The following is a 23,912-nucleotide window of genomic DNA, read 5'->3' as shown; positions in this document are numbered from 1 at the left end:
ATCGAACCACCGCGAAGAGGACACCATCGAGCACCTCATCGCCCGGGTTCGCGCCGGACAGGGCCGCCAGGCCGTCGAGGACTCGCCGAAGGAAGCCGCCGAACCCCACCGCTTGTTCCCTGGGTGGTCCGTCACCGCCGATGCGGTGAGGACTTGCCGGCGGCGACGGGGTTGTGCGCCGGATAGGCGTGGACGAGCGCAGTGGACAGTTTCGGCACCGCATGGGTGAGGGTGTGTTCGGCCTCGTGCGCCAACCGGTGCGCGTCGGCCAGGCTCGTGTCGGCATCGATGTCGAGTTCGACGTCGGCATGCAACCGGTGCCCGATCCACCGCATCCGCACACTGCGCACGCTGCGCACGCCGGGCTCTTCGGACAACGATCTTTCGGCGGCATCGACGAGTTCGGGATCGATCCCGTCCATCAACCGCCGGAACACATCCCGCACCGCGGTGCGCAGGACCACGAGGATCGCGACGGTGATGACCAGTCCGACGATCGGGTCGGCCAGCGGGAACCCGAGGGCCACGCCGCCGGCGCCGAGCAACACGGCCAGGGAGGTGAAACCGTCGGTGCGAGCATGCAGCCCGTCGGCGACCAGAGCGGCGGAGCCGATCCGGCGGCCGACGCGAATGCGGTAGAGCGCGACGAGTTCGTTGCCGACGAATCCGACGAGCCCGGCCAGGGCGACCCATCCGAGTTGCTGGATCGGGACGGGGTTGATCAGCCGACGCACCGCCTCGACCCCGGCGACCACCGCGGACAGGGTGATCATCGCGACCACGAACAGCCCGGCCAGGTCCTCGGCCCGCCCGAACCCGTAGGTGTAGCGACGGGTGGCGGCCCGGCGGCCGAGCGCGAACGCGATCCACAGCGGAATCGCCGTCAACGCGTCGGAGAAGTTGTGCACCGTGTCCGCGAACAGCGCGACCGACCCGGAGACGGCGACGACAGCCAACTGCGCGACCGCGGTGACAACCAGCGCGACCAGGCTGATCTTGACCGCCCGGATACCGATTTCGCCGGACTCGAGCGCGTCGTCGACACTGTCCGCCGCGTCGTGGCTGTGCGGAGCGAACACCTCCCGCACCGCGGCACCCCACCGGCCACCGCGTTCGTGCCCATGCCCACGACCGTGGGTGTGGCTGTGGGTGTGGGTTGGCGGTTTCGGCGCGTGGCTCATGCTCGGCCACCTTCCGTGCGTGCCGGTGCGGGATCGACGCCTCGCTCGGCATGCAGAATCCGCAGATCGTCGCCGGTGCGGTGATGACCGGGAACGCCGGGCCCGGCATGCTCGGCATTGAACACCGCGTCGGTCACCAGTTGGCGGACGTGATCGTTCTCCAACCGGTAAATCACCTGGGTGCCCTCCTTCCGAGTGCGCACCAGCCGCGCCATCCGCAGCTTCGCCAGATGTTGCGACACCGACGGGGCGGGCTTCCCCACATGCTCGGCAAGGTCGTTGACCGACAACTCTCGATCCACCAACGCCCACAACACCTGGACTCGAGTGGAATCGGCCAGCATACGGAAGACCTCGACCACGAGATCGACCTGATCGCTCGGCAACCGCCGCCGACATGAATCATTATCTGCATTCATACGCAGATAATATCCAATACGGGTGATGGACTCCACGGAAGCGCAAGACGCCTCTTGACAACTACCCTGCACAAGCGGACATCAACGGGCGCCGACAGATCGAGACCGACCAGCACCGAGGGCGCCGATCACGAGGTCGACCGCCCACCGACGCAGATGCACTAACGAAACCGGACGATTGGTTTTTCGATGGTACGCTGAGAGCGCCTCCAGGGACAGACCTCCGGGACGTGGCGTGCGCCGCGGCACGGACGGGCCTCTGGTTGCACCGCAGGGAGCGGAGGGTGAGGTTCCGTTCGGGCAGGCTCGGGGGGCCGGCCCGAACGGAACACCCCCGTCCGCACCTAGGTCACGCACGCTGTGGGGGCGGACAACGAAGCGAGGAGTGGTGATGCCCCGGGACTCCGTCGGTGCACCGACCGTCGAATCGGCAGCGGCCCCGGCCGACGCGAACGAGCCGGCCGCGGCTTCCCCTGCCGGGCGCCCGGCCCAGCAGCGCGCGATCCGGACACGACAACAGATCCTCCTCGCCGCCGCGCAGTTGTTCGCCGACAACGGCATCCACGGCACGGCCCTGGCAGAGGCCGCAGCCTCGGCCGAAGTGACCAAGGGCGCACTGACCTTCCACTTCCCCACCAAGGACGCCTTGGTCCAGGCGTTGATCACCGAACAGGAACAGCGCACCCTCGCCACGATCGGCGCGGTCCTGCACACCGACGCCCCGGCGCTCGAGCAGCTGGTCGCGCTCACCCATGCGCTGGGCCGGTTGTTCACCGAGGACCTGATCGTCCAGGCCGGATTGCGGCTGACCGGCGAATACGAACGCGCCGATCCCGAGGCGTACCGAGGCTGGATCACAGTGTTCGAGAGCCTGTTCCGACGCGCCGCAGCCGAAGGCGAGCTGAGCACCCGACTGAACCCGACAGCGCACGCCCGGTTCCTCGTCTCCGCCGTCGCCGGGGTGTATCTCCTGTCGATGGTCCTCGCCGGCCGCGCGGACCTCGAGGTCCGCCTCGACCAGATGTGGGAGCTGTTGCTGCCCGGCATCGTCCGTGCCGACCGGCACGACCGGATCCCGGTGATCCGCACAGCACGCTGACGCTTTTCTCCTACCCGTCGGCGACGGGGCGGTAGGTGCAGACGTGCACGCCCGTCCCGCTGGTGACCGTGGAGACCAGCGCGAGCGTGCGCTGCACACCGTCGCCCGGGAAGATCGTCTTTCCGCCGCCGAGGATCACCGGCTCGATCATGAGCCGCAGCTCGTCGACCAGCCCTTCGTGGAGCAGGGTCCGGACGAGAGTGGGGCTTCCCATGACCATCAGGTCGCCGCCGTCGGTCTCGTGCAGCTTCCGCACGGCTGCGACGACCTCGTCGCCGGGGATCAGCGTGGTGTTGTTCCACGTCAGATCCGCGTCCCGCAACGTCCGGGACACGACGTACTTCGGGACGGCGTTCATCCGATCCGCGAACGGGTCGCCCGCCCGCTCGGGCCACGCCGCGGCCATCGTCTGCCACGTGCGCCGCCCGAACAGCAGGGCCCCGGTACGGCCCATCGCCTCGTCGATGGCCGCCCCCATCACCTCCTCGTCGAAGAACGGGAACGACCAGCCGCCGTGGGCGAAGCCCCCGTCGGTGTCCTCCTCCGGTCCACCCGGCGCCTGCACGACGCCGTCCAAGCTCATGAACTCACTGACCACGATGCGCACGGGACTCGCTCCTGTTCCTCGACGGGGTGTACAGCGATACAGACCATCGCGTCACCCCGAAATCATCGCCTCTCCCGTCCCTCGTGCGCACCTTCGGCCTCGAACCGGGAGGAACTCGCGACGAGAAGGCGGTTCCCGCGGCATCGGCCGAGTAGCACGCCCGGCGACCGCCCGCTCGTCGCAGGAACCTCCCGTTCGGTCCGCCGAGTACCCAGGCGCGCCGGTCCCCTTCGGGGTTGTCCCCCATTCCGATTTCCGGTGTGCGCCCGGATGTGCCGCCGCGCCCGCCCCAGCAGTATCGATCTCGTGAAGCGGGTACTGCTGCAACTGTCCGGCGCCGTCGTCGCCGTGATCGTCCTCGTCACCGCGATTGCTGCCGGCGTCGTCGTGCACGCCTGGAACTCGACGGTGGTCGACACCACCGGGCAGGTCACCTTCGACCGTCCGCTGAACATCCCACCGCTCGCGGACAGCACGGTCACGCCCGACGGGGTCCGCGTGTTCGATCTGACCATGCAGCGCGGCACCACGGACATCGGTCGCGGTCCCGGTACCCGGACCTGGGGTGTCAACGGGTCGTACCTCGGGCCGACGCTGCGTGCCGGGCGCGGCGAGCAGGTGCGGGTGAACGTCACCAACGATCTCGGCGAGACCGGCACCCTGCACTGGCACGGCATGCACCTGCCGGCCGCGATGGACGGCGGCCCGCACCAGCCGATCGCCCCGGGGGCGACGTGGAGTCCGCAGTGGACGATCGACCAACCCGCCGCAACGCTGTGGTATCACCCGCACCCGCACGGCGCCACCGCCGACCACGTCTACCGCGGGGTCGCCGGGATGTTCCTGCTCGACGACCCGGCCGGCGGCCCGTCCCTCCCCGATCGATACGGGATCGACGACATCCCACTCGTGGTGCAGGACAAGCGGTTCGACGGCGACCAGCTCGACACCGGCGGGCCGATGTTCGCCGCCGTCGGTCTCCTCGGCGACGAGATCGTCGTCAACGGCACCCCGCGGCCCTACCTCGACGTCGCCACCGAGCGGATCCGACTGCGGCTGCTGAACGCCTCCAACGCCCGCGTCTACAACTTCTCCTTCGACGCCGGCCTGCCGTTCCTGCTCATCGGCACCGAGGGCGGCCTGCTCGAACGTCCGGCGCCGATGCGCCGCATCCAGCTCTCCCCCGGCGAGCGCGCCGAGATCGTCGTCGCGTTGCCCGCGGGCACGACGACCGTGCTCCGCAGCACGGCGCCGGACCTGGGCGCGGACTTCTGGCAGACCCGGTTCTCCGGCGGTGACGACGAGTTCGACGTCCTCGAACTGCGTGCCGCGCGGACCCTCGCGCCCAGCGCGCCGGTGCCCGGGGAACCGACCACCCCCGAGGATCTCGGCACACCCACCGTCACGCGACGCATCGATCTCACCGGCTCCGGCACCATCGACGGCCGCGAAATGGACATGGCGCGCCTCGACCAGACCGTCGCCGCCGGCGCCACGGAGGTGTGGGAGGTCCGCAACAGCAGCGGCGCGATCCACAACTTCCACATCCACGGCACGAGCTTCCGCGTCCTCGGCGACGGCCATCCCGCGCTGTCCGGCCCGAAGGACACCGTATACATCGCGCCGGGGCACACCGTCCGGCTGCTGATGCGGTTCGCCGGCCGCCCCGGCCCGGCGACGCCGTACATGTACCACTGTCACCTGCTCCGGCACGAGGACAACGGCATGATGGGACAGTTCGTCGTCGTTGCCCCGGGCGAGGAGCCGAACGTGCCGCACGAACCGGCCGCCCACACCGCAGTCCACGAGTAGCGTGCGTCCCATGACGTCCGCGATCCGGATCGAGGGACTGGTCAAGCGATTCGGACGATTCACCGCGCTCGACGACCTCGATCTCGAGGTCGCCACCGGCGAGGTGCACGGCTTCCTCGGCCCCAACGGCGCCGGCAAGTCCACCACGCTGCGGGTCCTGCTGGGACTGCTCCGCCCGGACGCCGGACACGTCGAACTGCTCGGCGGCGACCCCTGGCGCGACGTGGTGAGCCTGCACCGGCGGCTCGCCTACGTGCCCGGCGACGTGAGCCTGTGGCCCGGCATGACCGGCGGCGAGGCTGTCGACCTGCTCGGCCGGTTACGCGGCGGGCTCGACCGGCGCCGCCGCGCGGACCTGCTCGACCGGTTCGAACTCGATCCGACCAAGCGCGGCCGCACCTATTCGAAGGGCAACCGGCAGAAGGTCGCGCTCGTCGCGGCGCTGGCCTCGGACGTGGAGTTGTTGCTGCTCGACGAGCCGACCGCGGGGCTCGATCCGCTCATGTCCGCGGTGTTCCACGACGAGATCGCCCGGGAGAAGCAGCGCGGGCGGACGGTCCTGCTGTCGAGCCACATTCTCAGCGAGGTCGAGGCGCTCGCCGACCGGATGAGCATCATCCGCGACGGCCGGGTCGTCGAGACCGGCACCCTCGAGGACATGCGCGCGGACCTGCGGTCCACGATCGACGCGGTCCTCGCCGCGCCCGTGGCCGACCCGACGGCGCTGACGGCGCTGTCCGGGATCCACGACGTGCGGATCGACGGCCCGCGCGTGCACTGCGCGGTCGAGCACGGCCGCGCCGGCCCGGTGCTCGCCGCGCTGGGCCGCTACGACATCCGCAGCGTCACCGTCTCGCCGCCGTCGCTCGAGGAGCTGTTCCTGCGGCACTATCACCGGCACGGCCGGGACGGGCAGGCCCCGACGTGACGGCATCGTTGACGGGGATGCGGCCGCTGCTGCGGGCCACCGCCGAGCAGGACCGCGGCAACGTCGCGCCGTGGATCGTTCTCATCACGGCGCTGTCGGTGTCGTCGGTCCTCGCCTACGGCTGGGTGTTCCCGGACGCGGCGAGCCGGCGCACCCTCGATGCCACGCTCGGCGCGAACCCGGCTCTGCGGGTCGTGTTCGGTCCGGCTCGCGACCTGACGTACGCGGACGGGTTCAACGCGTGGCGGGCCGGGGCGCTCGGCGCGTTCTTCGCGGCCCTGATGGCGATCCTGGCCGTCACCCGCAACAGCCGCGCGCACGAGGATTCGGGCCAGGCCGAGCTCATCGCCTCCGGCGTCGTCGGCCGCCAGGCCCGGCTGGCGACGGCCGTCGCCTGGGCGGCGCTGGCCTCCGTCGCGCTCGGTGTCGTCTGCGCGGGCGCGACGATCCTCGTCGGCGGCGGTGTCGCCAACTCGATCACGCTGGCCGCGACGTTCACCGCGTCCGGGCTGGTGTTCGGCGCCCTCGCGGCGGTCACCGCCCAGCTCGGCTCCTACGCCCCCACTGCCAATACCCTCGCGATCGGGATCCTCGGAGCCTGCCTGCTGATCCGCGCCTACGTCGACGTGACCACTCCGGACGGATGGGCGATCTGGACGACCCCGCTCGGCTGGATGCAGCAGGTCCGTCCCGCGTCGGGAAACGACTGGTGGCCGCTGGCGGCCTGCCTGACGCTGACGGCGGTGCTGCTGCTGGTCGCGTTCGTCGTACAGGCGCGACGGGACTTCGGAGTCGGCGTGATCGCGCCGTCACCCGGGCCTGCGGAGGGCGGCGCGGGGACGAGCGTGTGGGGCCTGGCGCTGCGGCTGCACCGCGGTGCAGCCGCAGCGTGGGCGACGGTGTTCGTGGCGCTCGGGGTGGTGTTCGGATTCATGTCCACCACGTTCGCCGATGTCTTCGCCGACAATCCGGCGCTCGGATCGTTGCTCGGGAGCGGCCGCGGCTCGCTCGTGTTCGGTTTCGTGGTGACGATGCTGCAGCTGATGGGCATCGTCGCCGCGGTGTTCGGGGTCCAGGTGATGATGCGGCTGCGCGCCGAGGAACTGGCGCTGCGGGTCGAACCGGTGCTGGCCGGGGCGCTGACCCGGACCCGGTACTTCGCGTCGCACGCCGGGATCGCGCTGCTCGCCCCCGCGGCGGCGCTGCTCGTGGGCGCGACGCTGTTCGCGTACGTCTCGTCGGCGCGGGGTGGACAGATTCCGGCCGGGGATCTGATCCGGCAGGCGCTCGTGACGATTCCGGCGGTGTGGGTGCTGGTCGGGCTGGCGGTCGCGGTGATCGGCGCCCGGCCCCAGGCGCGGATGCTCGGCTGGCTCGGTGTGGTCGCCGCATTCGCGCTGACGATCCTGGGGCCGCTGTTCCGGTTGTGGAACTGGATCCTGGGGATCAGTCCGTTCCGGCACGTGCCGGTGGTGACGGCGGCGCCGCCGCAGTGGCTCGGGTTCGCCGTGCTCACCGCCGTGGCCGCGCTGTTCGTCGCGGCGGGGTTCGCGGGGTTCCGGCGCCGGGACGTCGGCTGAGGACCGGACGCCACTACAGTCGCGGAGCATCGGGTCGTCACCGCGAACGGAGCACACCACATGAACCGTTGGTCCACATTCGTCGTCGACCGGCGCTGGTGGGTGCTCGGCTTGGCCGTCCTCGTCGTCGTGCTCGCCGGGGTCTGGGGCACCGGGGTGTTCGGCCGGCTCTCGCAGGGCGGGTTCTACGACCCCGGCAGCGAATCGGCCGAGGTGCAGCGCATCGTGGACGACAACTTCGGTCCGCAGACCGCCGACATCATCGCGATCTACACCCCGCCGCCCGGGCGCACCGTCGCCGACATCGGACCCGAGGTGACCGCGGTGCTCGACCGGTTCGCCGCCGAGGTTCCCACCCATGCGGTCGACTCCTACTGGTCGGCCGCGCCGCCGGCGAAGCAGCTGCTGCTGGCGAAGGACGGCGGCAGCGCGGCGGCGGCCGTCACCCTCGAGCCCGGCTCGGAGATCACCGTCACCACGTTCCAGGGCCTGCTGCCGAAGCTCGAGGTCCCCGGCGTCGACGCGCAGTTCGCGGGGAACTCGGTCGTCGGCGTCGCATTCACCACCCGGCTCGAGCGCGACCTGTTGTTCGCGGAGGCGATTGCGCTGCCGGTGACGCTGGTGCTGCTGGTGTTCATCTTCGGCGGTCTCGTCGCGGCGGCGGTCCCGGTGTTCGTCGGGGTCCTCGCCGTCCTCAGTGCCCTCGCCACGCTGCGCCTGCTCACGATGTACACCGACGTGAGCTCCTTCGCGCTGAACGTCACGTCCCTCATCGGGCTGGGCCTGGCGATCGACTACGGGCTGTTCATCGTCAGCCGCTTCCGGGAGGAACTCGACTCGGGTGCCGACCCGGCGACCGCGACCCGTCGCACCGTGCTCACCGCGGGCCGCACGGTGCTGTTCTCGGGGCTGCTGCTGATGTGCGCGTTCGCCGGAATGCTCGTCTTCCCGCAGGCGCTGCTGCGCTCGCTGGGCCTCGGCGCGATCGCCGCGGTGCTCAGCGCGGCGGTGCTCTCACTCACCGCGATCCCCGCGCTGCTGGCGATACTCGGGCACCGCATCAACGCACTGACGTGGCGGGAGGGCGCGGCGCGGCGGGGCGAGGCCCGGGCCCGGCGCTTCTGGGGGGCGGTGGTGACGAAGGTGATGCGCCGGCCGGCGCTGGTCGCGGTGACCATCACCGCCGGCCTGCTGCTGCTCGCCACGCCGCTGTTGCGCGCCTCCTTCGGGGAGATCGAGTACACGGCCTTGCCGGCGGGCGACCCGGCGCGTGCCGCCACCCAGACGCTGCTCGACGAATTCCCCTCCACCGGCAACGGCGTCACGCTCGTGCTGAGGGGTGACGAGGGCTCCGGGCCCGCCCCGGCCGTGGTCACGTCGGTGTCCCGCGCGGCGGCGGACGTGGACGGCGTCGCGCAGACCGTCACCGTCGCCTCGCGGAACGATGTCGTGGTGCTGCAGGCGCTGTACGCACAGGGCGTGGAGGAGACGCCGCGGGCCGGCGAGATCGTCCGGGAACTGCGGGATCTGCCGCCCCCGCCGGGCACCGACCTGCTCGTCGGTGGCGGCCGGGCGATGGTCGACGACAGCAACGCCGCGATAGCGCGGTCGATGCCGGCAATGATCGCGATCATGGTGCTCTCGACCCTCGTGCTGCTGTTCCTGGCATTCGGGTCCGTGGTGCTGCCGCTCAAGGCGGTGGCGATGGCGGGCCTGAGCCTGGCGGCCACGTTCGGCGTGCTCACCTGGGTGTTCCAGCTCGGGAACGGAGCGGAGTTGCTCGGCGTGACCCCCAGCCCGCTGGAGCCGAGCTTCGTGGTGCTGATCCTGGCGGTGGTGTTCGGCCTGTCCACCGACTACGAGGTGTTCCTCATGTCGCGCATGGTGGAGGCACGGGCCGCCGGGGCGAGCACGGAGGAGGCGGTGCGGTTCGGCACCGAACGCACCGGCCGGGTGGTGACCTCGGCGGCGCTGCTGCTGATCGTGGTGACCGGCGCCTTCACGATCTCGGGCCTGTCGATCATGCGGTTCCTGGGTGTGGGGATGATCCTCGCGCTGATCATCGACGCGACGGTGGTGCGGATGCTGCTGGTGCCGTCGCTGGTCAAGCTGATGGGCGAGGCGAACTGGTGGGCGCCGGCGTGGATGAAGCGGGTGCACGCGAAGGTCGGCATCGGACACTAGAATCCGTTCTTACCTTGCAGTAGGTTCGGGCCATGGCCACGTACCTCGTCACGGGCGGCACCGGCTTCCTCGGCACGCACGTGCTCGGGCGACTGCTCGCGACCCACCCGGACGCCGACGTCCATGTGCTGGTCCGGCCGGCGTCGCTGCCGAAGTTCGAGGCCCTCTCCGCGCGCCTGGAGGGTGGGACCCGGCTGCACCCGCTGCTCGGCGATCTCACCGAGCCGGGACTCGGACTCGAGGCCGCGACGATTCCGCCGGCCGAGCACGTCCTGCACGTCGGCGCCATCTACGACCTCACCGCCGGAGAGGAGCAGGCCGCCACGAACGTGGCGGGCACCCGCGCGGTGATCGCCCTCGCGGAGAAGCTGGGCGCGACTCTGCACCACGTCTCGTCCGTGGCCGTCGCCGGTGATCACCGCGGCACGTTCGCCGAGGACGACCTCGACCTGGGCCAGCACTTCCCGTCGCCCTACCACCGCACCAAGTTCGAGGCCGAGAAGGCGGTCCGGGCGAGCCGGGTGCGCCGGCGCATCTACCGGCCGTCCGCGATCGTGGGCAGCTCCACCACCGGCGAGATCGACAAGATCGACGGCCCCTACTACTTCTTTCCCGCCCTGGCCGCGCTGGCGGCGCTGCCGGCGCGGCTGCCGCTGGTCCTGCCCGACCTCGGCGACACCAACCTGGTGCCGGTCGACTACGTCGCGGCCGCGATCGTCGAACTGATGCATCGTCCCGGACTGGACGGGCGCACCTTCCACCTCGTCTCCCGCCCGCAACCGGTCCGCGAGGTGTTCGCGGCGCTGGCCGCGGCGGCCGGTGCCCCCGTTCCCGTCGCCGGCGTGCCCGGCGCGCTGGTACGTCCGCTGTTGTCGATCACCGCGCTTCCCGGCCTGAAGACCGCCCGACGCCTCGCACTGCGACGGACGGGCATCCCACCGGTCGTGTTCGGCCAGCTGACCTTCCCGAGCCGGTTCGCCGACCGCAGCACCCGGGAAGCCCTGCGCGGCAGCGGCATCACGCTGCCCGAGTTCGCCGGCTACGCCCCCGTGCTGTGGCGCTACTGGCGCGAGCACCTCGACCCCGGCCGTGCCCGCCGCGACGATCCGCGTGGACCGCTCGTGGGACGGCACGTGCTGATCACCGGTGCCTCCTCGGGGATCGGACGGGCGAGCGCGATCGCCGCGGCCCGCGAGGGTGCCGTGGTCTTCGCCCTCGCCCGTCGCGCCGAGGCACTCGACGCAGTCGTCGCCGTGATCCGGGCGGGCGGCGGCAGCGCGTACGCGTATCCGTGTGACCTCACCGACCCGGCGGCGGTGGAGCGCACCGTGCAGGCGGTCCTCGCCGAGCACGACCACGTCGACATGCTCGTCAACAACGCGGGACGCTCCATCCGGCGCGGGCTGTACCACTCGACGGACCGGCTGCACGACTTCGAACGCACCATGGCGGTCAACTACTTCGGTGCGGTGCGGTTGACCCTGGCCTTGGTGCCGCACATGCGCGCACGGCGGTTCGGGCACATCGTGAACATCAGCACCGCCGGGGTGCAGGCCCGCACCCCGCGATACGCCGCGTACATCGCCTCGAAGTCCGCGCTCGAGGGGTTCGCCGACGTCGCCGCCTCCGAAACCCGGGACGACGGAATCACTTTCACCACCATTCACATGCCGCTCGTGCGCACCCCCATGATCGAACCCAGCGGGGCGTACAACCCGGGTCCGGCGATCAGCCCGGAGGACGCCGCGCGGATGGTGGTCCGAGCCCTCGTCGAACGGCCCAAGCGCATCGACGTGCCGATCGGCACCCTCGGCGAGCTCGGCGGCATCTTCGCGCCGGGCCTGCGGGACCGGATGTTCTCGCTCTACTACCACGCCTACCCCGACGCGCCCGCCGCGCGCGGCGAGCAGTGCGCCTCCGCCGACGCACCCCCGCAGCCGCGGACGCTGCCCCGTCCGGTGCTGCCGAACCCTGCGGTGCTGCGCCGGATCGGCCGGCTACTGCCCGGCGTGCACTGGTGAGGCGGCTGCGCCGCCGGTGTGTCCTTCGGGCGGTCCCGGCCGCCCGAAGGACACACCGCACTAGAGCGCAGTTGTCTCCGTCGCCATCAGCGGTCGCACCGGCTTCGGATCGGCGCCGCAGCTGACCGGACGCGGCGGCAACTGCCGGGTCTCGACCTGCACGCGCCAGCGGCGACCGTCGCGGTGCCGCACCACCGTTCCGGCGTCGCCCTCGTCGACGACGAGCGCGTCCGCATCCGCGGGCACCTGCCCCCGCACCGCGATCTCGGCGACCTGCCCGGCCGCGGACCAGCTGCTGCGCCCCCGCAACCCCGGCAGATACACCTCGCCGCGAGCGGCGGCCGCCACGGCGTCCCGGCTCTGCGCGACGTCGAGCCGGCCGTAGGTGTAGCCCGTGGGCAACAGGATCAGCGACGGGGCGAAGCGGTGCCCGCCGGTGTGCGAACACTCCCACACGTCGTCGCCGAACTCCGCAGCCAGCGCCGCCGCCACGGGGCGCCCCAGCACGGCACAGCACCGGTCCCGTTTGCCGTGGGCGCACACCAGCGCGACGGGCCGGTCCTGCGCACGGCCGAGGCCGGGCGCCGGGCCGGCGACGATGCGCGGGATCAGGTCGAGCAGTTCCTTCGGCTCCCCGACCTCCAGCCGCTCGCACCAGCTGCCGCCCGGATCGGAGCGGGCCAGGAGCACGGTGCGGCCGTCGCCGCGGCGGGCGGTGTCACGACCGGGCCGCCGGACGAACAGGAACCGCACTCCGACGGCGTCGGCCGCGGCCGAGATCTCGCCGGCGAGGCCGGGGCCGAGAGCGGTGCCGTCGAGGACGTCGCGCCCCCAGCCGGACGGCATCTCGAGGCACACCCAGCCGGGGGCGGTCGCCGCGGTGCCGGGCAGGGGCTCGTCCAGCGCGGAGGCCGCCGAGCAGGCAGGAGGAAAGGCGAGGCTCACCCGCCCATTGTGTCCGTTCGGGCTAGTCGTGGAAGCGACGGCCCTCCGCGAGCTGCTGCACGAAGGCCTCGATGCGGCGTGCCCGGGTCTCCGGGCGCTTCGCGGCCTGCAGCCGGTACACGATCGCGTACCGGTTGCGGCCGTCGAGCGTGTCGTAGAAGGCCTGCGCCGCGGGATTGCCCGCGAGGGCGTCGAGGAAGTCCTGCGGCACCTGCGCGGTCGCCTGGCCGGCGTAGGCGCGCTCCCAGCGGCCGTCGGCGCGGGCGCGGGCGACCTCGGCGGCCCCGGCCGGCGCGAGCCGGCCCTCTGCCTCGAACCGTTCGGCGAGCGCCCGGTTACGCTGCGACCAGGGGCTGCGGGCCCGGCGCGGAGTGATGCGCTGCAGCCGGAAGTCGTCGTCGAGCCTGCGTGCCTGACTGTCGATCCAGCCGTGGCACAGCAGTTCCTCGACCACCTCGGCGTAGGTCACCGACGGATGCGCCGATCCCTTCTTGGCGAGCTTGACCCAGATGCCGGGCGAGTCCGTGTGGTGCTCACGCAGCCAGGCGGCGAAGGACTCCCGGTCCGGGAAGTACTCGACGGGCAGCTCGTCGGCCATGATCATCTCCCCAGCCGGCGCAGGCCCGCCCGCGTCCCCAGGCCCAGGAAGCCCTGGGACAGGTAGGCGAGAGAGCCGAGCGCGAGCACCCACTTGACGGTGCTGACCGTCGTCGCCACCCGGACGGTGGTGTCGGTGATGCGGTCACGGTGGTCGAGCAGATACAGGCCCGCGGCGTTCTCGACGTAGTCCGCCGCCGCGGCCACCGCCGGAGCGACGGCGAGGACCCGGCGGGTGTGCGCGGGCACGGGCCGGTGCTCGGCGAGCGATCGCGCACCGGCCTGCAGTGCGATGGCAAAGATCAAGGGATGCACCAGATCCCAGTAATAGTGCCGGCGATACCGCGGGGCGGTGTCCGCGTCGAGTCCGTCGAGAACGTTGCGGTATGTCGCCGCGGAGAAGGCGGCCTGGATCCGTCCCACCGCCGGCGCGGCGGGGCCGAGCACGCGGGCGATGTTCGCCTGCGACACCACGAATACCGCGGCGGCGGCCAACAGTCGACGGTCGGACGCGGTCCATGTCATGCGGCGATCCTAGCGGCTGCGCCGCAGCGCGAGCGCCCTGTCGGGCCGACGGCTCGTGGGTGCCCCGTTCCCGCCCTCCCCGATCCGGATCAGCACGTGGTGATGAACTGTGCCGGCGTGCACCGTGCCCTCGTGCGTCGTGCAGGGCTGCCCTGTGTGCGGGAGTCGAACCCGCGGCGCTGCCCTCCGCGCGCCTGAGGATACAAAAAGGTCGATTCACCGCGACCCACGGCGTGTGCTCGCTTCCGATTCGGGTACCCGCTGCCCACGATCACTCGCCGATCAGATCAACCTCCCAGTTCACGCGCTGGATCTCCATGTCCACCTGCCGGATCCGGCGGGCCAGGTCGTCGGTGGTGCGCCGCAGGTCCCGGACCGACAGCGCCGAGACGTATGCCAGTTCGGACCGGAGTTGTCGCCCGTATCGGTCCCTGCTGCCCGAGGCCGCGTCCGCGGCCGCGGTCAGCGCACGGTGCCGGGCCTGCAAGGCGTCTCGTTCGGCCAGCGCGTCGGTGAGCGTGCGGTCGCCGACGCGGGTGGCGGTGTTCGTCTTGTTGATCCGAGCGATCAGCAGCGCATGCCGATCCATGGCGTCGGTGAGTTGGTCGAGGAGCTCGCCGGCATTCTCGGCGGGCTCCTCACCCTCCTGGTACCGGGCGTTGGCCACGATCCGGGTGCCGAGCTGCTCGATCCGCCGTTTCAGCTCGCCTCGCTCGGCGAGTGCCTCTGCCAACCGCATGGCGTCGAATCGTAGACGACCGGTCGTGTTCATGTGAACCCGGTTTCCGGCACCGTCGAGACCACCCAGCCGGGCGGAAATACCGTGTCCCACGTTCCGGTCCGCGAACGGCCCTGCCACGTCGGCGTGCTCGGGGGTGAGCTGCGGTACAGGCCGCGCGCGGCGGCAAGAGTGCGGTCGTACTGAGTCGGCCAACCGATGTCGGCGGCGAGCTGCTCGAGGACGGTGCGATCTCGGCTCAACGCCCGCTCGGTGTGCGCCAGCGCGGGCAGCGAATCCCGCTTGTCGGTGTTGCAACCTCCGCAGGCGAGTACGAGATTGGCCAGCCCGTCGAGAGGCACCCGGGACCACGGTAGCACGTGGTCAACCGGATTTCCATCGGAAAGGCTTGTCGCACAATAGAAACACTGCGTTCCGAAGGCCTCGCGCAGCGCCACGCGCGGCTTCGCGAGCGAGACGCGGTCGCGGCCGAACAGGTGCCCCGCGATGTCGGGAACGTCCTCGTCGAGAAAGGCGTTGTAGCGGCGCACGTCCTGAACCCACAGGATCTCCAGTGTCGGGGTGAGCAGACCGGACAGGCGGGCCAGCGCCGCCGCGACCCCCGGAAACAGGCGGATTACGCCACCGTGCCGGGCAATCGCCGCTCGGGTGATTCCGGAGTGCAACCAGGAGTCGTCGTAGAGGAACGGTTCGCCACGTCCGCCCGGTAGCCGCTGCAGCCGGTACAGCGGTTGCTGCGCCAGTGTGAGCGCGACCTCCGCGACAGCCTCGCGGTACAAGTCGGGCATCCGCAGCCTCGCGATGGACAGGCCGACCACCCCGCCGGCGTTCGCCGCACCGCGCAGCACCTCCACCGCCGTCAGGATCCGAGCCTTCGGCTGCGAGGACTGGCGCAACCGGTGCCCGTCGAACGGACGGACCTGGGGCCAGTACAGGTCGATCACCCGCTCGGCCAGGGCGTCGATCGGCACGTCGAGTGCCGCAGCCGGGTCCGCCGGCAGATGTTCGACGCAGAAGCCGACAAGTGCCGAAAGGGTCGCAAGCTTGTAAGTGGCGGTCCGGGCACCGGTCTCGAGGACGGCGACGACGCGCTGACCGAGCGCGAGGGCGTCCGTGGGTGGTCCGGTACCGTCCACCCCGCCACGGTAGCGCAGCGGGAGGAATCATGATGGGCAAGCTGGTCCGCGACCGGATTCCCGACATCATCGAGGCCGACGGCCGGGTGGCGCGCACCCGTGTACTCGATCGGGACGAGTACCGCAGCGCCCTGCTCGACAAGCTGGTCGAGGAAGCACACGAGCTGCGGGAGGCGCACAACGGCGACGAGCGGCTCGGCGAACTCGCCGACGTGCACGAGGTGTTCACGTCCCTGCTCGCCGCGTTCGGGATCGCTGCCGAGGAGGTGGCTGCCGCGGCCACCGCCAAGCGCGCCGAGCGCGGCGGCTTCGATCGCCGCATCTGGCTGGAATAGCGTCGGTACACCGCCAACAGGCTCCGGACAGCGACAACCGTCTCGACGGTTGTCGCTGTCCGGAAGCTCTGTCGTGGCGGAACGAGTGCTCAGGTGAGGAAGGGCAGCACGGCGGCCTCGAACTCGCGGTGCCGATCGCGGTGGATGCTGTGGCCGCAGGTGAAGTCGTGGACCGCGACGTCGCCGAGGACGTCCACAGCGGCCTCGAGCCGGGCCGGATCGACCATGCTGCCCGGCCCGCCCCGCAGGATCATCGTCGGTGCGGTGATCCGCGGAAGATGTTCCCACCAAAGCGGATTCGGCGCGCGGAACTGGGTGAGCGCCGAGCCGGTCATGGAGCGGTCGAAGGCGAACGTCGCGCGCGGATTGCGCAGCAGGCTCGTCGAGGCGTGCCACAGCTCGGCCGGCGACGGCAGGCGCCCGCCGAGCACCTGCGGCGGATCGCCCGGGCGCAGCGGCAGCGGCGCCTCCTCGAGCACCAGGCGCCGCACCAGGCCCGGGCGCTGCTGCGCGACGAGGGATCCGGTGTGCCCGCCGAGGGAATGCCCGACGAGGTCGACCGTCTCGAGGCCCAGGTGTTCGCAGAGCCCGAGCACGTCGGCGCCGAACTCGTCGAAGCGGTAGGACGCGGCGCGGGCGCTGCGCCCGTGGCCGCGCAGGTCCACCGCGACGACCCGCCGGCCGGCCGCGAGCAGGGACCGGGCGAACCGGTCCCACGTGCGTCCGTCGCCGCCCATCCCGTGCACCAGCATCACCGGCACCGGGTGGTGGCCCGTCCTGGGAGCCGAATCCCGGTAGGCGATCGCCACACCGTTCGGCGCGGCCGTCAGCACACTGGTCTCCACGTCAACCGAGGGTACTCACTCGTAGACGCCCTCCACATGCCAGCGGTCGTCGACGTGGATCACCAGCAGGGCCCGGGACTCCTCGAGCCGCACCTGCAGCCGCGCCGCCGCCCGCGCCGCGGCCGGGTCCCACCAGTACTCGTCCACCGGCCACGGCCCGGCCCAGGCGTGCACCCGCCAGCTGCGGCTGCCCCAGCTCAGCCGGGTGGGATCGCCGCTGAGCAGACCGCGCTCGGTCACCGTCACCGGGGTGCCCGACGCGTCCTCGAGCGCGATCGGGGGCAGGGTGGTGAGCACCACCGCCGGGGCGGGCGGGGGCAGCCGACCCGGCCACGGCGCCGACGGATCCGTCGCCGGCACCCGCTCCTCCCCCAGCGGCACGAGGGTCACCCGTTCCAGCGGGCCACGTCCGCCGCTGAGCACCCCCACCAGCACGGCTTCGCCACCGAGCAGTCCCTGCACCCGCACCAGGGCGCGCCGGGCCCGTTCGTCCTCGTCGCCGGCCCCGCCCCACAGGCCCAGCTGCAGCGCCCCCGCCGCCACCACCTCCACCGGTTCGAGCCGCAGCAGCACGATCCCGGCGGTGGGGCGGGTCGCGCTGTGCCCGGTGAGCCAGCCGTCGAGCTGCCAGCGCACCCGGTCGGCGGTGCCGTCCGGGGTCAGCGGCTCGGCGCAGCGCCACGTCCGGGCCAGCTCCTCACCGTTGCCGGTGCGGGCGGCCACCAGCAGCCGGGTGCAGGCCACCCCCGCCGCGGCCAGCCGGGTGTGCAGCAGCGCGGCGAGCGCCCGGCCGGCGAAGGCGGCCGAGTCGACCCGTTCGAGCGGCGGATCGCAGGGGCGCTCCACCACCAGATCGGGCGGCAGGGCACGACCGGACGGCGGGCGCTGCGGCCGTGCCCGTGCGCTGCGGTGCGCGGCGACGGCGTCCGCACCGAAGCGGGAGGCGACGTCGGTCGGCGACAGCGCGGCGAACGCCCCGATCGTGCGCAGACCGAGCCGTTTCAGCAGGTCCACCAGGTCGACGCGGTCCGGAGCGGTCAGGGACGGCTCCACGCAGATCTCCGAAATATTCAGGGGTGCAAGGAATTCCTCGTCCTCTCCGGGCGGGACGAGGCGGGCGTGGCGGGCGGCGAGCACCGCGGTGAACAGCTCGTCGGCGATGCCGACCTGGCATTCGACGCCGGTGGCGGCCACCTCGTCGACCAACCGCTCGGCCGCCGCCTCCTCGGAACCGAACCAGCGCACGACGCCGCGTGCAGCGAGCACCACCAGACCGGGGCGCAGCACCTCCACGCCGGGCGCCGCCGCGTCGATCGCCGCCACCACCGGCTCGAACAACCGCGCATCGCGGTCCGGATCATCCTGGGTGACATACAAATCCGGGCACCGAGCCTGAGCCTCCCGTCGCCGCAGGCCCCGTCGCACGCCGGCGGCCCGGGCCGGTGCGGAACAGGCCGCCACGCGGTTGGCCGAGATCACCGCCACCGGCGCCGTGGGCGGCAGGTCGGCAGCCGCGGCGGCGGCGATCGCCGGCCAGTCCGGGCACCACAGGGCCACCACCCGGGCCGGGCAGCCGGATTCGCTCACCGCGCCACCTCGACCGGGCGGGGCACACTCCCCACCCGCGCCGGTTCGCCGGGGCGCCACTCCACTCCGGTTCGACCGGCACACAAGTCTATTCGCGCCACACGGGGCTGGAAGGCCCGACCCTGCGCGCGCACGGAAAGCCCGGTGCCGCACAGCCTGCCCCGGGCCGAGGCCGACAGTCCCCGGTAGCCGTGCACCGCGGCCTCGAGCCGCACGTGCGCTCCGTCCCACCGGCCGTCGGTGACCATCAGGGCCGCGCCCTTGCTGCGGGCCCGCGCAACCACCGCCCGGGTCCGCGCCGGCGGCACCACGGCGCCCCCGAGGCCGAGGACGACGAGGTCCATGCCGTCGAGCAGGACGGCGGCCACCTCCACCGGATCCGGTCCGGGCTCGGGGATCAGCGCGATCCGGCTCAGTTCGGCCCCCATCTCGGCGGCGGCGAGCAGGCCGAGGCGGCGATGACCGACGACGGCGGCGTGCCCACCGGCGGCGGTGGCCGAGGCCAGCACACCGATCAGCAAAGACATTGCCCCGGAGAAACTTACGACGGATCCGCGGACCAGGCCACCGTCCGGGAGCAGCCGTGCGAGCGGCTCGGGCACCGGAAGCAGCCGGTCGACCGGCACCGGGGACGTCGCGGGCTCGGCGGGGCGGGGACGAGCACTCTCCCCCCTCACAGGAATCGCGGCGATCTGCCGCCGCAACGCCTCGAGCCGTTCCTGCCGGGGGAGCCCCGCCGGAGCCTGCGACCCGCCCTCGACCGGAAACTCGGCCACCTCACCCACACGAACTCCCCTCGCCCTGCGCCGGCCGCGTATAGCACGGCCCACCGACAAACCGCGGGGAAGACGCGATTGTTCGAACACGTATTCGAACAGGTTCAGTAGACCCGGCGGCGGGGCGCCCGTCAAGCGATGGCTCACCGCGGCATCCACTACCCTCGTCAAGGTGGCAGAACAGGAGCGAGCGGCAAGCGTCGTCGGCCCGGATCAGCTGGTGGCCGGACGTTATCGACTCGTCTCCAAGCTCGGCGGCGGTGGTATGGGCGCGGTCTGGCTCGCGCACGACACCCTGCTCGACCGGGACGTGGCCGTCAAGCAGGTCACCTCGACCGTGGGCCTGCCCACGGAGGCCGCCGAGGAGATCCGCCGCCGTACGCTGCGCGAGGGCCGGATCGCCGCCCGCCTCACCCACGAGCACGCCATCTCCATGTACGACGTCGCCCTCCACTCCGGCGAGCCGTGGCTCGTCATGGAGCATCTGCCCTCCCGCAGCCTCGCCCAGGTGATGAACATCGCCGACACCCTGCCGCCGCTCGAGGTGGCGCAGATCGGCACACACATCGCCGACGCGCTCGCCGCCGCCCACGCCGCCGGGATCGTGCACCGCGACATCAAGCCGGGCAACATCCTCGTCGCCGAGCGCGGCCGCGAGCTGGGCACCGTGAAGATCAGCGACTTCGGCATCGCCCGCGCCAAGGGCGACCACGACCGTTCCGGTGTGATCACCGGTACCCCCGCCTTCTTCGCACCCGAGGTCGCCCGCGGCAGCGATCCCACCGAGGCCAGCGACGTCTTCTCCCTCGGCGCGACCCTCTACACCGCAATCGAGGGCCAGCCACCGTTCGGCATCGACCCCGACTCGATCGCCCTGCTGCACCGCGTCGCCCGCGCCGAGATCATCCCGCCGACCCGGACGGGCCCGCTGACCGACGTCCTCCTCGCGATGCTGGAACCGGACCCCGCCCGCCGCCCGACGATGGAGCAGGCCCGGGACCGTCTCGCCGCGGTCGCCTTCGGGCCCGACGCCGATCCGGCACTGCTCCGCGGCCGGCCGATCCTGTCCGCCGACGGCACCGTCCCCGTGTGGGCGCGGCGCGCCACGACCCTCGTCGGTTCCCGGCGCACCGCGGGCACCGGGGGCACCCTCACCGGGTTGCCCGCAGCTCCCCACAGCGCGCCCCGCTCGATGTCACCGCGGGGCGTGCCCCGCTCGATGTCACCGCGGGGCGTGCCCCGCCCTGCGGAGCTGCTGCGCCGGCTGCGGCCCACCGGTCCCCCGCCGCGCACCACGCAGGAGAAGATCGTGGCGTTCGCACCGATGGCGATGGCGGCCATGGTGGCCGTGCTCGTTCTCGCGCTGATCGTGGCCCTGATCGTCGCGGTCGTCGTGAGCTGAGCTTGACCTTCGGGTCGGCCGAAGCTCGATGATGGGGCCGTGACCACCTCCCCAGACCTGATCACGATCGGCACCATGGCCCGGCTCAGCGGGCTCACCCCGGGAGCGCTGCGGTTCTACGGCGACTGCCGGCTGCTCGTGCCCGCCGTGGTCGATCCCGTCACCGGCTACCGGTACTACACGGTCGACCAGCGCGAGCGAGCGGTGACAATCCGTCAGCTCCGCGAACTCGACGTCCCGCTCGACGACGTCGGCCGGATCCTCGACGGCGATGCCGAGTCCGGTGCCGCGCTGCTCGACGAACACGTCGCCGAGCTGCATCGCCGGGCCGAGCGCGCGACCCGGCTGGCCTCCGCCGTCAAGGCCCGCCTCGTGGCGCCGCCGACGGTCGTCGTACCGGGCCGGCTCCTCGCCGACACCGTCGAACGCGTCCTTCCGTCCGTCGCCACGGATTCGGAAATCCCTTGTCTGACAGGCATTCTCGTTGAGGTCGACGCCGGGGCGGTGGTCCTGACGGCGACGAACCGTTACCGGCTGACCACCGGCTCGGTGACGGCCGCGGCCCGCACCGGGAACCCGTTCCGCACCGTCGCCGACGGCTCCGCGCTCCGCGGGACCGCCGCCTGGCTGCGGGAACACGAGAACGTCGGCCTGGCCCTCGACGACGACTCGGGCGCGCTCACCCTCACCGGCGCGGACGGCGGGCGGCACCGCTGCCCGGCCGTCGGGGGCACCTTCCCCGACTACGGCAGCATGCTCGCCGCCCTCGACCCACCGGTCACGCGGGTGATCGTGCACCGCGACGCCCTGGCCGGGGCCGTGCGCGACGCCGCGGCCGGCACGATCGACCTGCGCGTGCGGGCGGCGGCACTCACCGTCGGCCACCGGGGGCACGACCGCGTGCTGCCCGCCGACGTCACCGGCGCCGACCTGGATCTCTCCTTCGACCGGGACGGGCTGGGAGCCGCCCTCGACACTGCCGTCGGCCCGGAGGTGCTGCTGGACATCGCCTCCTACGACCGGCCCGTCGTGATCCGTTCCGCTGCCGCCGGCGACCTGACCACCCTGGCCATGCCCGTCCGCCGAGAAGAACACCCGTGACCGCGACCCGACCATGACCGCCGTCGCCGGGGCGATGATCGCGGCGGCGCTCGCGGCCGGATCGACCGAGCGGCTGCCCACGCACGGAACTCCGGTCAGTCGATCCGCCGCCGGTGCGCCCACCGGGTGAGCGCATTGCGGTTGGACTGCTGGGTCTTGCGCAGCACGTTCGACGCGTGCGTCTCGACGGTCTTGACCGAGATCACCAGTTCCTCGGCGATCTCGCGGTAGGTGTAGCCGCGCGCCAGCAGGCGCAGCACCTCGAGCTCCCGGGGGGTGAGCGAATCGAGTTCGGGGTCGAGCGGCGGCTCGGGGACGCTCGAGCGGCCGGTGAACGAGTCCAGGACGAACCCGGCCAGGCGCGGGCTGAACACCGCGTCCCCGCCGGCGACGCGGCGCACCGCGTCGGCCAGCTCGGCCCCCGAGATGGTCTTGGTGACGTAGCCGCGGGCGCCGGCCCGGATCACCGCGATGACGTCCTCGGCGGCGTCGGAAACGCTCAGCGCCAGGCACACCGGGCCCTCGGTGATCCGCCCGAGCACCGCCACCCCGCCCCCGTCGGGCATGTGGACGTCGAGCAGGACCACGTCGGGGCGGGTGGCATCGATTCCCGCGACCGCTTCCGCGACGGTGCCGGCCTCGCCGACGACCTCCATGTCGCTCTCCCGGCCGAGTTCGGCGCGCACCCCCGACCGGAACACGGCATGGTCGTCGACCAGGAACACACGGAAACGGCGGGAGGCGTCGAGTGACGTCAAGTGGGCTGCTCCTCTGGATGGGCGTCGGTGCCCTCCCACTCTAGGGTCGTCGTCCGCTCCGGTCCGGCACCGGCACGGGGCATATGGATGCGGATCTCCGTGCCCTTGCCCGGGTTCGAGCGCACACCGACCCGGCCGCCGCGACGCTCCACGCGACCCCGGATCGAACGGGCCAGGCCCTGCCGGTCCTCCGGCACCGCGGATTCGTCGAAGCCGACGCCACGGTCCCGGACGAAGACGCTCACCTGTTCGGGTTCGACCTCGACGAACAGGTCCACGCTGTCCACCCGCGCGTGCTTGGCCGCGTTGACCAGTGCCTCCCGGGTGGCGCCCAGCAGCGCGGTGAACGACTCGGCGGTCAGGTCCTCGTCGTCGCCGGGCACCACGTCGCCGACGATCACCGGCGCCACCGAGACCCCGTACTGGTCCTCCACCTCGCCGGCGATGGTGCGCAGCGCCTCGGCCAGGCTGGTGTGCGGGGTCTCGCCGCCGCCGAACAGCCAGCGGCGCAGCTCGCGTTCCTGGCTGCGCGCCAGGCGCAGCACCTCCTGCGAGTTGTCGGCCTGCTTCTGGATCAGGGCGAGCGTCTGCAGCACCGAATCGTGCAGGTGCGACGCGATCTCCTCGCGTTCCTCGTTGCGGACGCGGGCGGCGCGTTCCTCCTCGAGCGCGCGCCACATCCGCACCCACAGCGGCACCGACAGCAGGCCGGCCCCGACCAGCGTCACCAGCACCGCCAGCACCGACGAGCGCAGGGCCGCCACGTCGACCTGGGCGAGGATCACGACACCGAGCCCGAGCACGATGAGCGAGGCGCCGCCGACCACCCGCGCCCAGGTCAGCACCGTCGGGCGGGCGGGCAGGCCCAGCACCGAACGCGGTCCCTCGGCGTCGAACTCGCGCCAGACCAGCGCGGCGCCCACCGCCACCACGACGACAGGCGCGATCACCGAGCCCACACCGCCGTTGAGCAGCCACGAAAGCCCCACGGCCAGGCCCAGTCCGATGACCGCCAGGCCCAGCGCCCGGCGCCGCTCGGTGGGCGACGGCGGTTCGGTGTCCGAGCCCTGCGGCGTGAGCGCCCACAGCAACCCGTAGGCGACGATGCCGAGGCCGGCGAGCGCCGCCAGGACCGTGAACGCCACCCGCACCTTGAGCACGTCGACCCCGAGGTGGTCGGCGAGACCACCGGCCACGCCGCCCACGACCCGGCCGCCGACCCGGCGCTCGAGGCGGGGGGTGGGCAGGTGCGGGTAGGGAACCGGCTGCATACCTTCGATACTGGCACGCGCACCCCGCCCCGGGCATCGGGGACGAACCCTGAGCCGGCGGCCG

The 23,912-nt window shown here is 72.3% G+C and carries 22 protein-coding genes; 9 read left to right on the top strand and 13 right to left on the bottom strand.

Going from position 1 to position 23,912, the window contains the following annotated elements:
- Nucleotides 1–131 precede the first annotated feature (131 nt).
- Both JYA75_RS14000 and JYA75_RS13995 read right to left on the bottom strand, forming a co-directional pair.
- Nucleotides 132–1,181: a cation diffusion facilitator family transporter gene (locus tag JYA75_RS14000; RefSeq protein WP_203330116.1), complete on the bottom strand. Its 1,050-nt coding sequence runs from the start codon at nucleotides 1,179–1,181 to the stop codon at nucleotides 132–134.
- Nucleotides 1,178–1,600: a metalloregulator ArsR/SmtB family transcription factor gene (locus tag JYA75_RS13995; protein ID WP_029544759.1), complete on the bottom strand. Its 423-nt coding sequence runs from the start codon at nucleotides 1,598–1,600 to the stop codon at nucleotides 1,178–1,180. Before JYA75_RS13995 ends, JYA75_RS14000 begins: the two co-directional genes overlap by 4 nt.
- A gap of 391 nt (nucleotides 1,601–1,991) precedes the next feature.
- Between JYA75_RS13995 and JYA75_RS13990 the strand changes: the two genes are divergently transcribed.
- On the top strand, nucleotides 1,992–2,699 hold the full coding sequence (locus JYA75_RS13990; RefSeq protein ID WP_050036395.1) for a ScbR family autoregulator-binding transcription factor: 708 nt from the start codon (nucleotides 1,992–1,994) through the stop codon (nucleotides 2,697–2,699).
- Nucleotides 2,700–2,709: 10 nt separating this feature from the next.
- On the opposite strand, the gene JYA75_RS13985 is transcribed toward JYA75_RS13990, so the two are convergent.
- The gene (locus JYA75_RS13985) at nucleotides 2,710–3,306 is read right to left on the bottom strand and encodes a dihydrofolate reductase family protein (protein ID WP_006945830.1); all 597 of its coding nucleotides are present in this window, start codon (nucleotides 3,304–3,306) and stop codon (nucleotides 2,710–2,712) included.
- Nucleotides 3,307–3,576: 270 nt separating this feature from the next.
- Between JYA75_RS13985 and JYA75_RS13980 the strand changes: the two genes are divergently transcribed.
- From JYA75_RS13980 to JYA75_RS13960, 5 genes are read left to right on the top strand one after another with little or no spacing between them, the layout of a single operon-like run.
- Entirely contained in the window at nucleotides 3,577–5,118 is a 1,542-nt protein-coding gene (locus JYA75_RS13980; RefSeq protein ID WP_203330115.1) for a multicopper oxidase domain-containing protein, read from the top strand.
- 10 nt (nucleotides 5,119–5,128) lie between these two features.
- Nucleotides 5,129–6,046: an ABC transporter ATP-binding protein gene (locus JYA75_RS13975; protein ID WP_203330114.1), complete on the top strand. Its 918-nt coding sequence runs from the start codon at nucleotides 5,129–5,131 to the stop codon at nucleotides 6,044–6,046.
- The gene (locus JYA75_RS13970; RefSeq protein WP_239010585.1) at nucleotides 6,043–7,626 is read left to right on the top strand and encodes a multidrug ABC transporter permease; all 1,584 of its coding nucleotides are present in this window, start codon (nucleotides 6,043–6,045) and stop codon (nucleotides 7,624–7,626) included. Before JYA75_RS13975 ends, JYA75_RS13970 begins: the two co-directional genes overlap by 4 nt.
- A gap of 60 nt (nucleotides 7,627–7,686) precedes the next feature.
- Nucleotides 7,687–9,810, top strand: coding sequence for an MMPL family transporter (locus JYA75_RS13965; RefSeq protein WP_006945823.1), 2,124 nt, complete (start codon nucleotides 7,687–7,689; stop codon nucleotides 9,808–9,810).
- A gap of 32 nt (nucleotides 9,811–9,842) precedes the next feature.
- Nucleotides 9,843–11,831 carry an SDR family oxidoreductase gene (locus JYA75_RS13960; protein WP_203330113.1) on the top strand — a complete coding sequence of 663 codons (1,989 nt, stop codon included), beginning with the start codon at nucleotides 9,843–9,845 and terminating at the stop codon, nucleotides 11,829–11,831.
- A 60-nt stretch (nucleotides 11,832–11,891) separates the two neighbouring features.
- Here the strand turns inward: JYA75_RS13960 and JYA75_RS13955 are convergent, their stop codons facing one another.
- The 5 genes from JYA75_RS13955 to JYA75_RS13935 form a co-directional block, all read right to left on the bottom strand.
- Nucleotides 11,892–12,776 carry a sucrase ferredoxin gene (locus JYA75_RS13955; RefSeq protein WP_006945819.1) on the bottom strand — a complete coding sequence of 295 codons (885 nt, stop codon included), beginning with the start codon at nucleotides 12,774–12,776 and terminating at the stop codon, nucleotides 11,892–11,894.
- A 22-nt stretch (nucleotides 12,777–12,798) separates the two neighbouring features.
- On the bottom strand, nucleotides 12,799–13,374 hold the full coding sequence (locus JYA75_RS13950; protein WP_006945818.1) for a YdeI/OmpD-associated family protein: 576 nt from the start codon (nucleotides 13,372–13,374) through the stop codon (nucleotides 12,799–12,801).
- Nucleotides 13,375–13,376: 2 nt separating this feature from the next.
- Entirely contained in the window at nucleotides 13,377–13,898 is a 522-nt protein-coding gene (locus JYA75_RS13945; RefSeq protein WP_006945816.1) for a hypothetical protein, read from the bottom strand.
- Nucleotides 13,899–14,169: 271 nt separating this feature from the next.
- Nucleotides 14,170–14,637, bottom strand: a complete 468-nt coding sequence (locus JYA75_RS13940) for a DIP1984 family protein (RefSeq protein WP_203330112.1) — start codon at nucleotides 14,635–14,637, stop codon at nucleotides 14,170–14,172.
- Between the two features lie 29 nt (nucleotides 14,638–14,666).
- Nucleotides 14,667–15,773: an HNH endonuclease domain-containing protein gene (locus tag JYA75_RS13935; RefSeq protein WP_203330111.1), complete on the bottom strand. Its 1,107-nt coding sequence runs from the start codon at nucleotides 15,771–15,773 to the stop codon at nucleotides 14,667–14,669.
- A 32-nt stretch (nucleotides 15,774–15,805) separates the two neighbouring features.
- Here JYA75_RS13935 and JYA75_RS13930 point away from each other — a divergent pair, with 32 nt between their 5' ends.
- On the top strand, nucleotides 15,806–16,108 hold the full coding sequence (locus tag JYA75_RS13930; protein WP_006945808.1) for a nucleoside triphosphate pyrophosphohydrolase: 303 nt from the start codon (nucleotides 15,806–15,808) through the stop codon (nucleotides 16,106–16,108).
- A gap of 89 nt (nucleotides 16,109–16,197) precedes the next feature.
- On the opposite strand, the gene JYA75_RS13925 is transcribed toward JYA75_RS13930, so the two are convergent.
- From JYA75_RS13925 to JYA75_RS13915, 3 genes are read right to left on the bottom strand one after another with little or no spacing between them, the layout of a single operon-like run.
- Complete coding sequence (locus JYA75_RS13925; protein ID WP_203330110.1) at nucleotides 16,198–16,953, bottom strand: alpha/beta hydrolase; 756 nt, start codon at nucleotides 16,951–16,953, stop codon at nucleotides 16,198–16,200.
- Nucleotides 16,954–16,968: 15 nt separating this feature from the next.
- Nucleotides 16,969–18,540 (bottom strand): DNA polymerase Y family protein, encoded by a 1,572-nt coding sequence (locus tag JYA75_RS13920; protein ID WP_006945805.1) that lies wholly within the window; start codon nucleotides 18,538–18,540, stop codon nucleotides 16,969–16,971.
- Nucleotides 18,537–19,325 carry a hypothetical protein gene (locus JYA75_RS13915; protein ID WP_006945803.1) on the bottom strand — a complete coding sequence of 263 codons (789 nt, stop codon included), beginning with the start codon at nucleotides 19,323–19,325 and terminating at the stop codon, nucleotides 18,537–18,539. Before JYA75_RS13915 ends, JYA75_RS13920 begins: the two co-directional genes overlap by 4 nt.
- Nucleotides 19,326–19,488: 163 nt before the next feature.
- On the opposite strand from JYA75_RS13915, the gene JYA75_RS13910 reads away from it, so the two are divergent.
- Together JYA75_RS13910 and JYA75_RS13905 are read left to right on the top strand one after the other, a co-directional pair.
- Complete coding sequence (locus JYA75_RS13910; protein ID WP_275408360.1) at nucleotides 19,489–20,718, top strand: serine/threonine-protein kinase; 1,230 nt, start codon at nucleotides 19,489–19,491, stop codon at nucleotides 20,716–20,718.
- Nucleotides 20,719–20,757: 39 nt separating this feature from the next.
- Complete coding sequence (locus JYA75_RS13905; RefSeq protein WP_203330109.1) at nucleotides 20,758–21,819, top strand: MerR family transcriptional regulator; 1,062 nt, start codon at nucleotides 20,758–20,760, stop codon at nucleotides 21,817–21,819.
- 95 nt (nucleotides 21,820–21,914) lie between these two features.
- On the opposite strand, the gene JYA75_RS13900 is transcribed toward JYA75_RS13905, so the two are convergent.
- Together JYA75_RS13900 and JYA75_RS13895 are read right to left on the bottom strand one after the other, a co-directional pair.
- The gene (locus JYA75_RS13900) at nucleotides 21,915–22,577 is read right to left on the bottom strand and encodes a response regulator transcription factor (protein ID WP_006934956.1); all 663 of its coding nucleotides are present in this window, start codon (nucleotides 22,575–22,577) and stop codon (nucleotides 21,915–21,917) included.
- Complete coding sequence (locus JYA75_RS13895) at nucleotides 22,574–23,848, bottom strand: ATP-binding protein (RefSeq protein WP_006934957.1); 1,275 nt, start codon at nucleotides 23,846–23,848, stop codon at nucleotides 22,574–22,576. Before JYA75_RS13895 ends, JYA75_RS13900 begins: the two co-directional genes overlap by 4 nt.
- Between the last annotated feature and the right edge of the window lie 64 nt (nucleotides 23,849–23,912).

Origin of the sequence: Rhodococcus sp. PSBB066 (assembly GCF_017068255.1) — a bacterium.
Lineage (GTDB): Bacteria > Actinomycetota > Actinomycetes > Mycobacteriales > Mycobacteriaceae > Rhodococcus > Rhodococcus aetherivorans.
Note: the sequence above shows the minus strand (reverse complement) of the source record. Positions and strands in the feature narration are given on the sequence as shown.

Excerpts from the sequence above, each read along its gene's own strand:
- JYA75_RS14000 (WP_203330116.1), bottom strand. The coding sequence starts at position 1,181 with ATGAGCCACGCGCCGAAACCGCCAACCCACACCCACAGCCACACCCAC.
- JYA75_RS13995 (WP_029544759.1), bottom strand. The coding sequence starts at position 1,600 with ATGAATGCAGATAATGATTCATGTCGGCGGCGGTTGCCGAGCGATCAG.
- JYA75_RS13990 (WP_050036395.1), top strand. The coding sequence starts at position 1,992 with ATGCCCCGGGACTCCGTCGGTGCACCGACCGTCGAATCGGCAGCGGCC.
- JYA75_RS13980 (WP_203330115.1), top strand. The coding sequence starts at position 3,577 with ATGTGCCGCCGCGCCCGCCCCAGCAGTATCGATCTCGTGAAGCGGGTA.
- JYA75_RS13975 (WP_203330114.1), top strand. The coding sequence starts at position 5,129 with ATGACGTCCGCGATCCGGATCGAGGGACTGGTCAAGCGATTCGGACGA.
- JYA75_RS13965 (WP_006945823.1), top strand. The coding sequence starts at position 7,687 with ATGAACCGTTGGTCCACATTCGTCGTCGACCGGCGCTGGTGGGTGCTC.
- JYA75_RS13960 (WP_203330113.1), top strand. The coding sequence starts at position 9,843 with ATGGCCACGTACCTCGTCACGGGCGGCACCGGCTTCCTCGGCACGCAC.
- JYA75_RS13950 (WP_006945818.1), bottom strand. The coding sequence starts at position 13,374 with ATGGCCGACGAGCTGCCCGTCGAGTACTTCCCGGACCGGGAGTCCTTC.
- JYA75_RS13945 (WP_006945816.1), bottom strand. The coding sequence starts at position 13,898 with ATGACATGGACCGCGTCCGACCGTCGACTGTTGGCCGCCGCCGCGGTA.
- JYA75_RS13940 (WP_203330112.1), bottom strand. The coding sequence starts at position 14,637 with ATGCGGTTGGCAGAGGCACTCGCCGAGCGAGGCGAGCTGAAACGGCGG.
- JYA75_RS13930 (WP_006945808.1), top strand. The coding sequence starts at position 15,806 with ATGGGCAAGCTGGTCCGCGACCGGATTCCCGACATCATCGAGGCCGAC.
- JYA75_RS13895 (WP_006934957.1), bottom strand. The coding sequence starts at position 23,848 with ATGCAGCCGGTTCCCTACCCGCACCTGCCCACCCCCCGCCTCGAGCGC.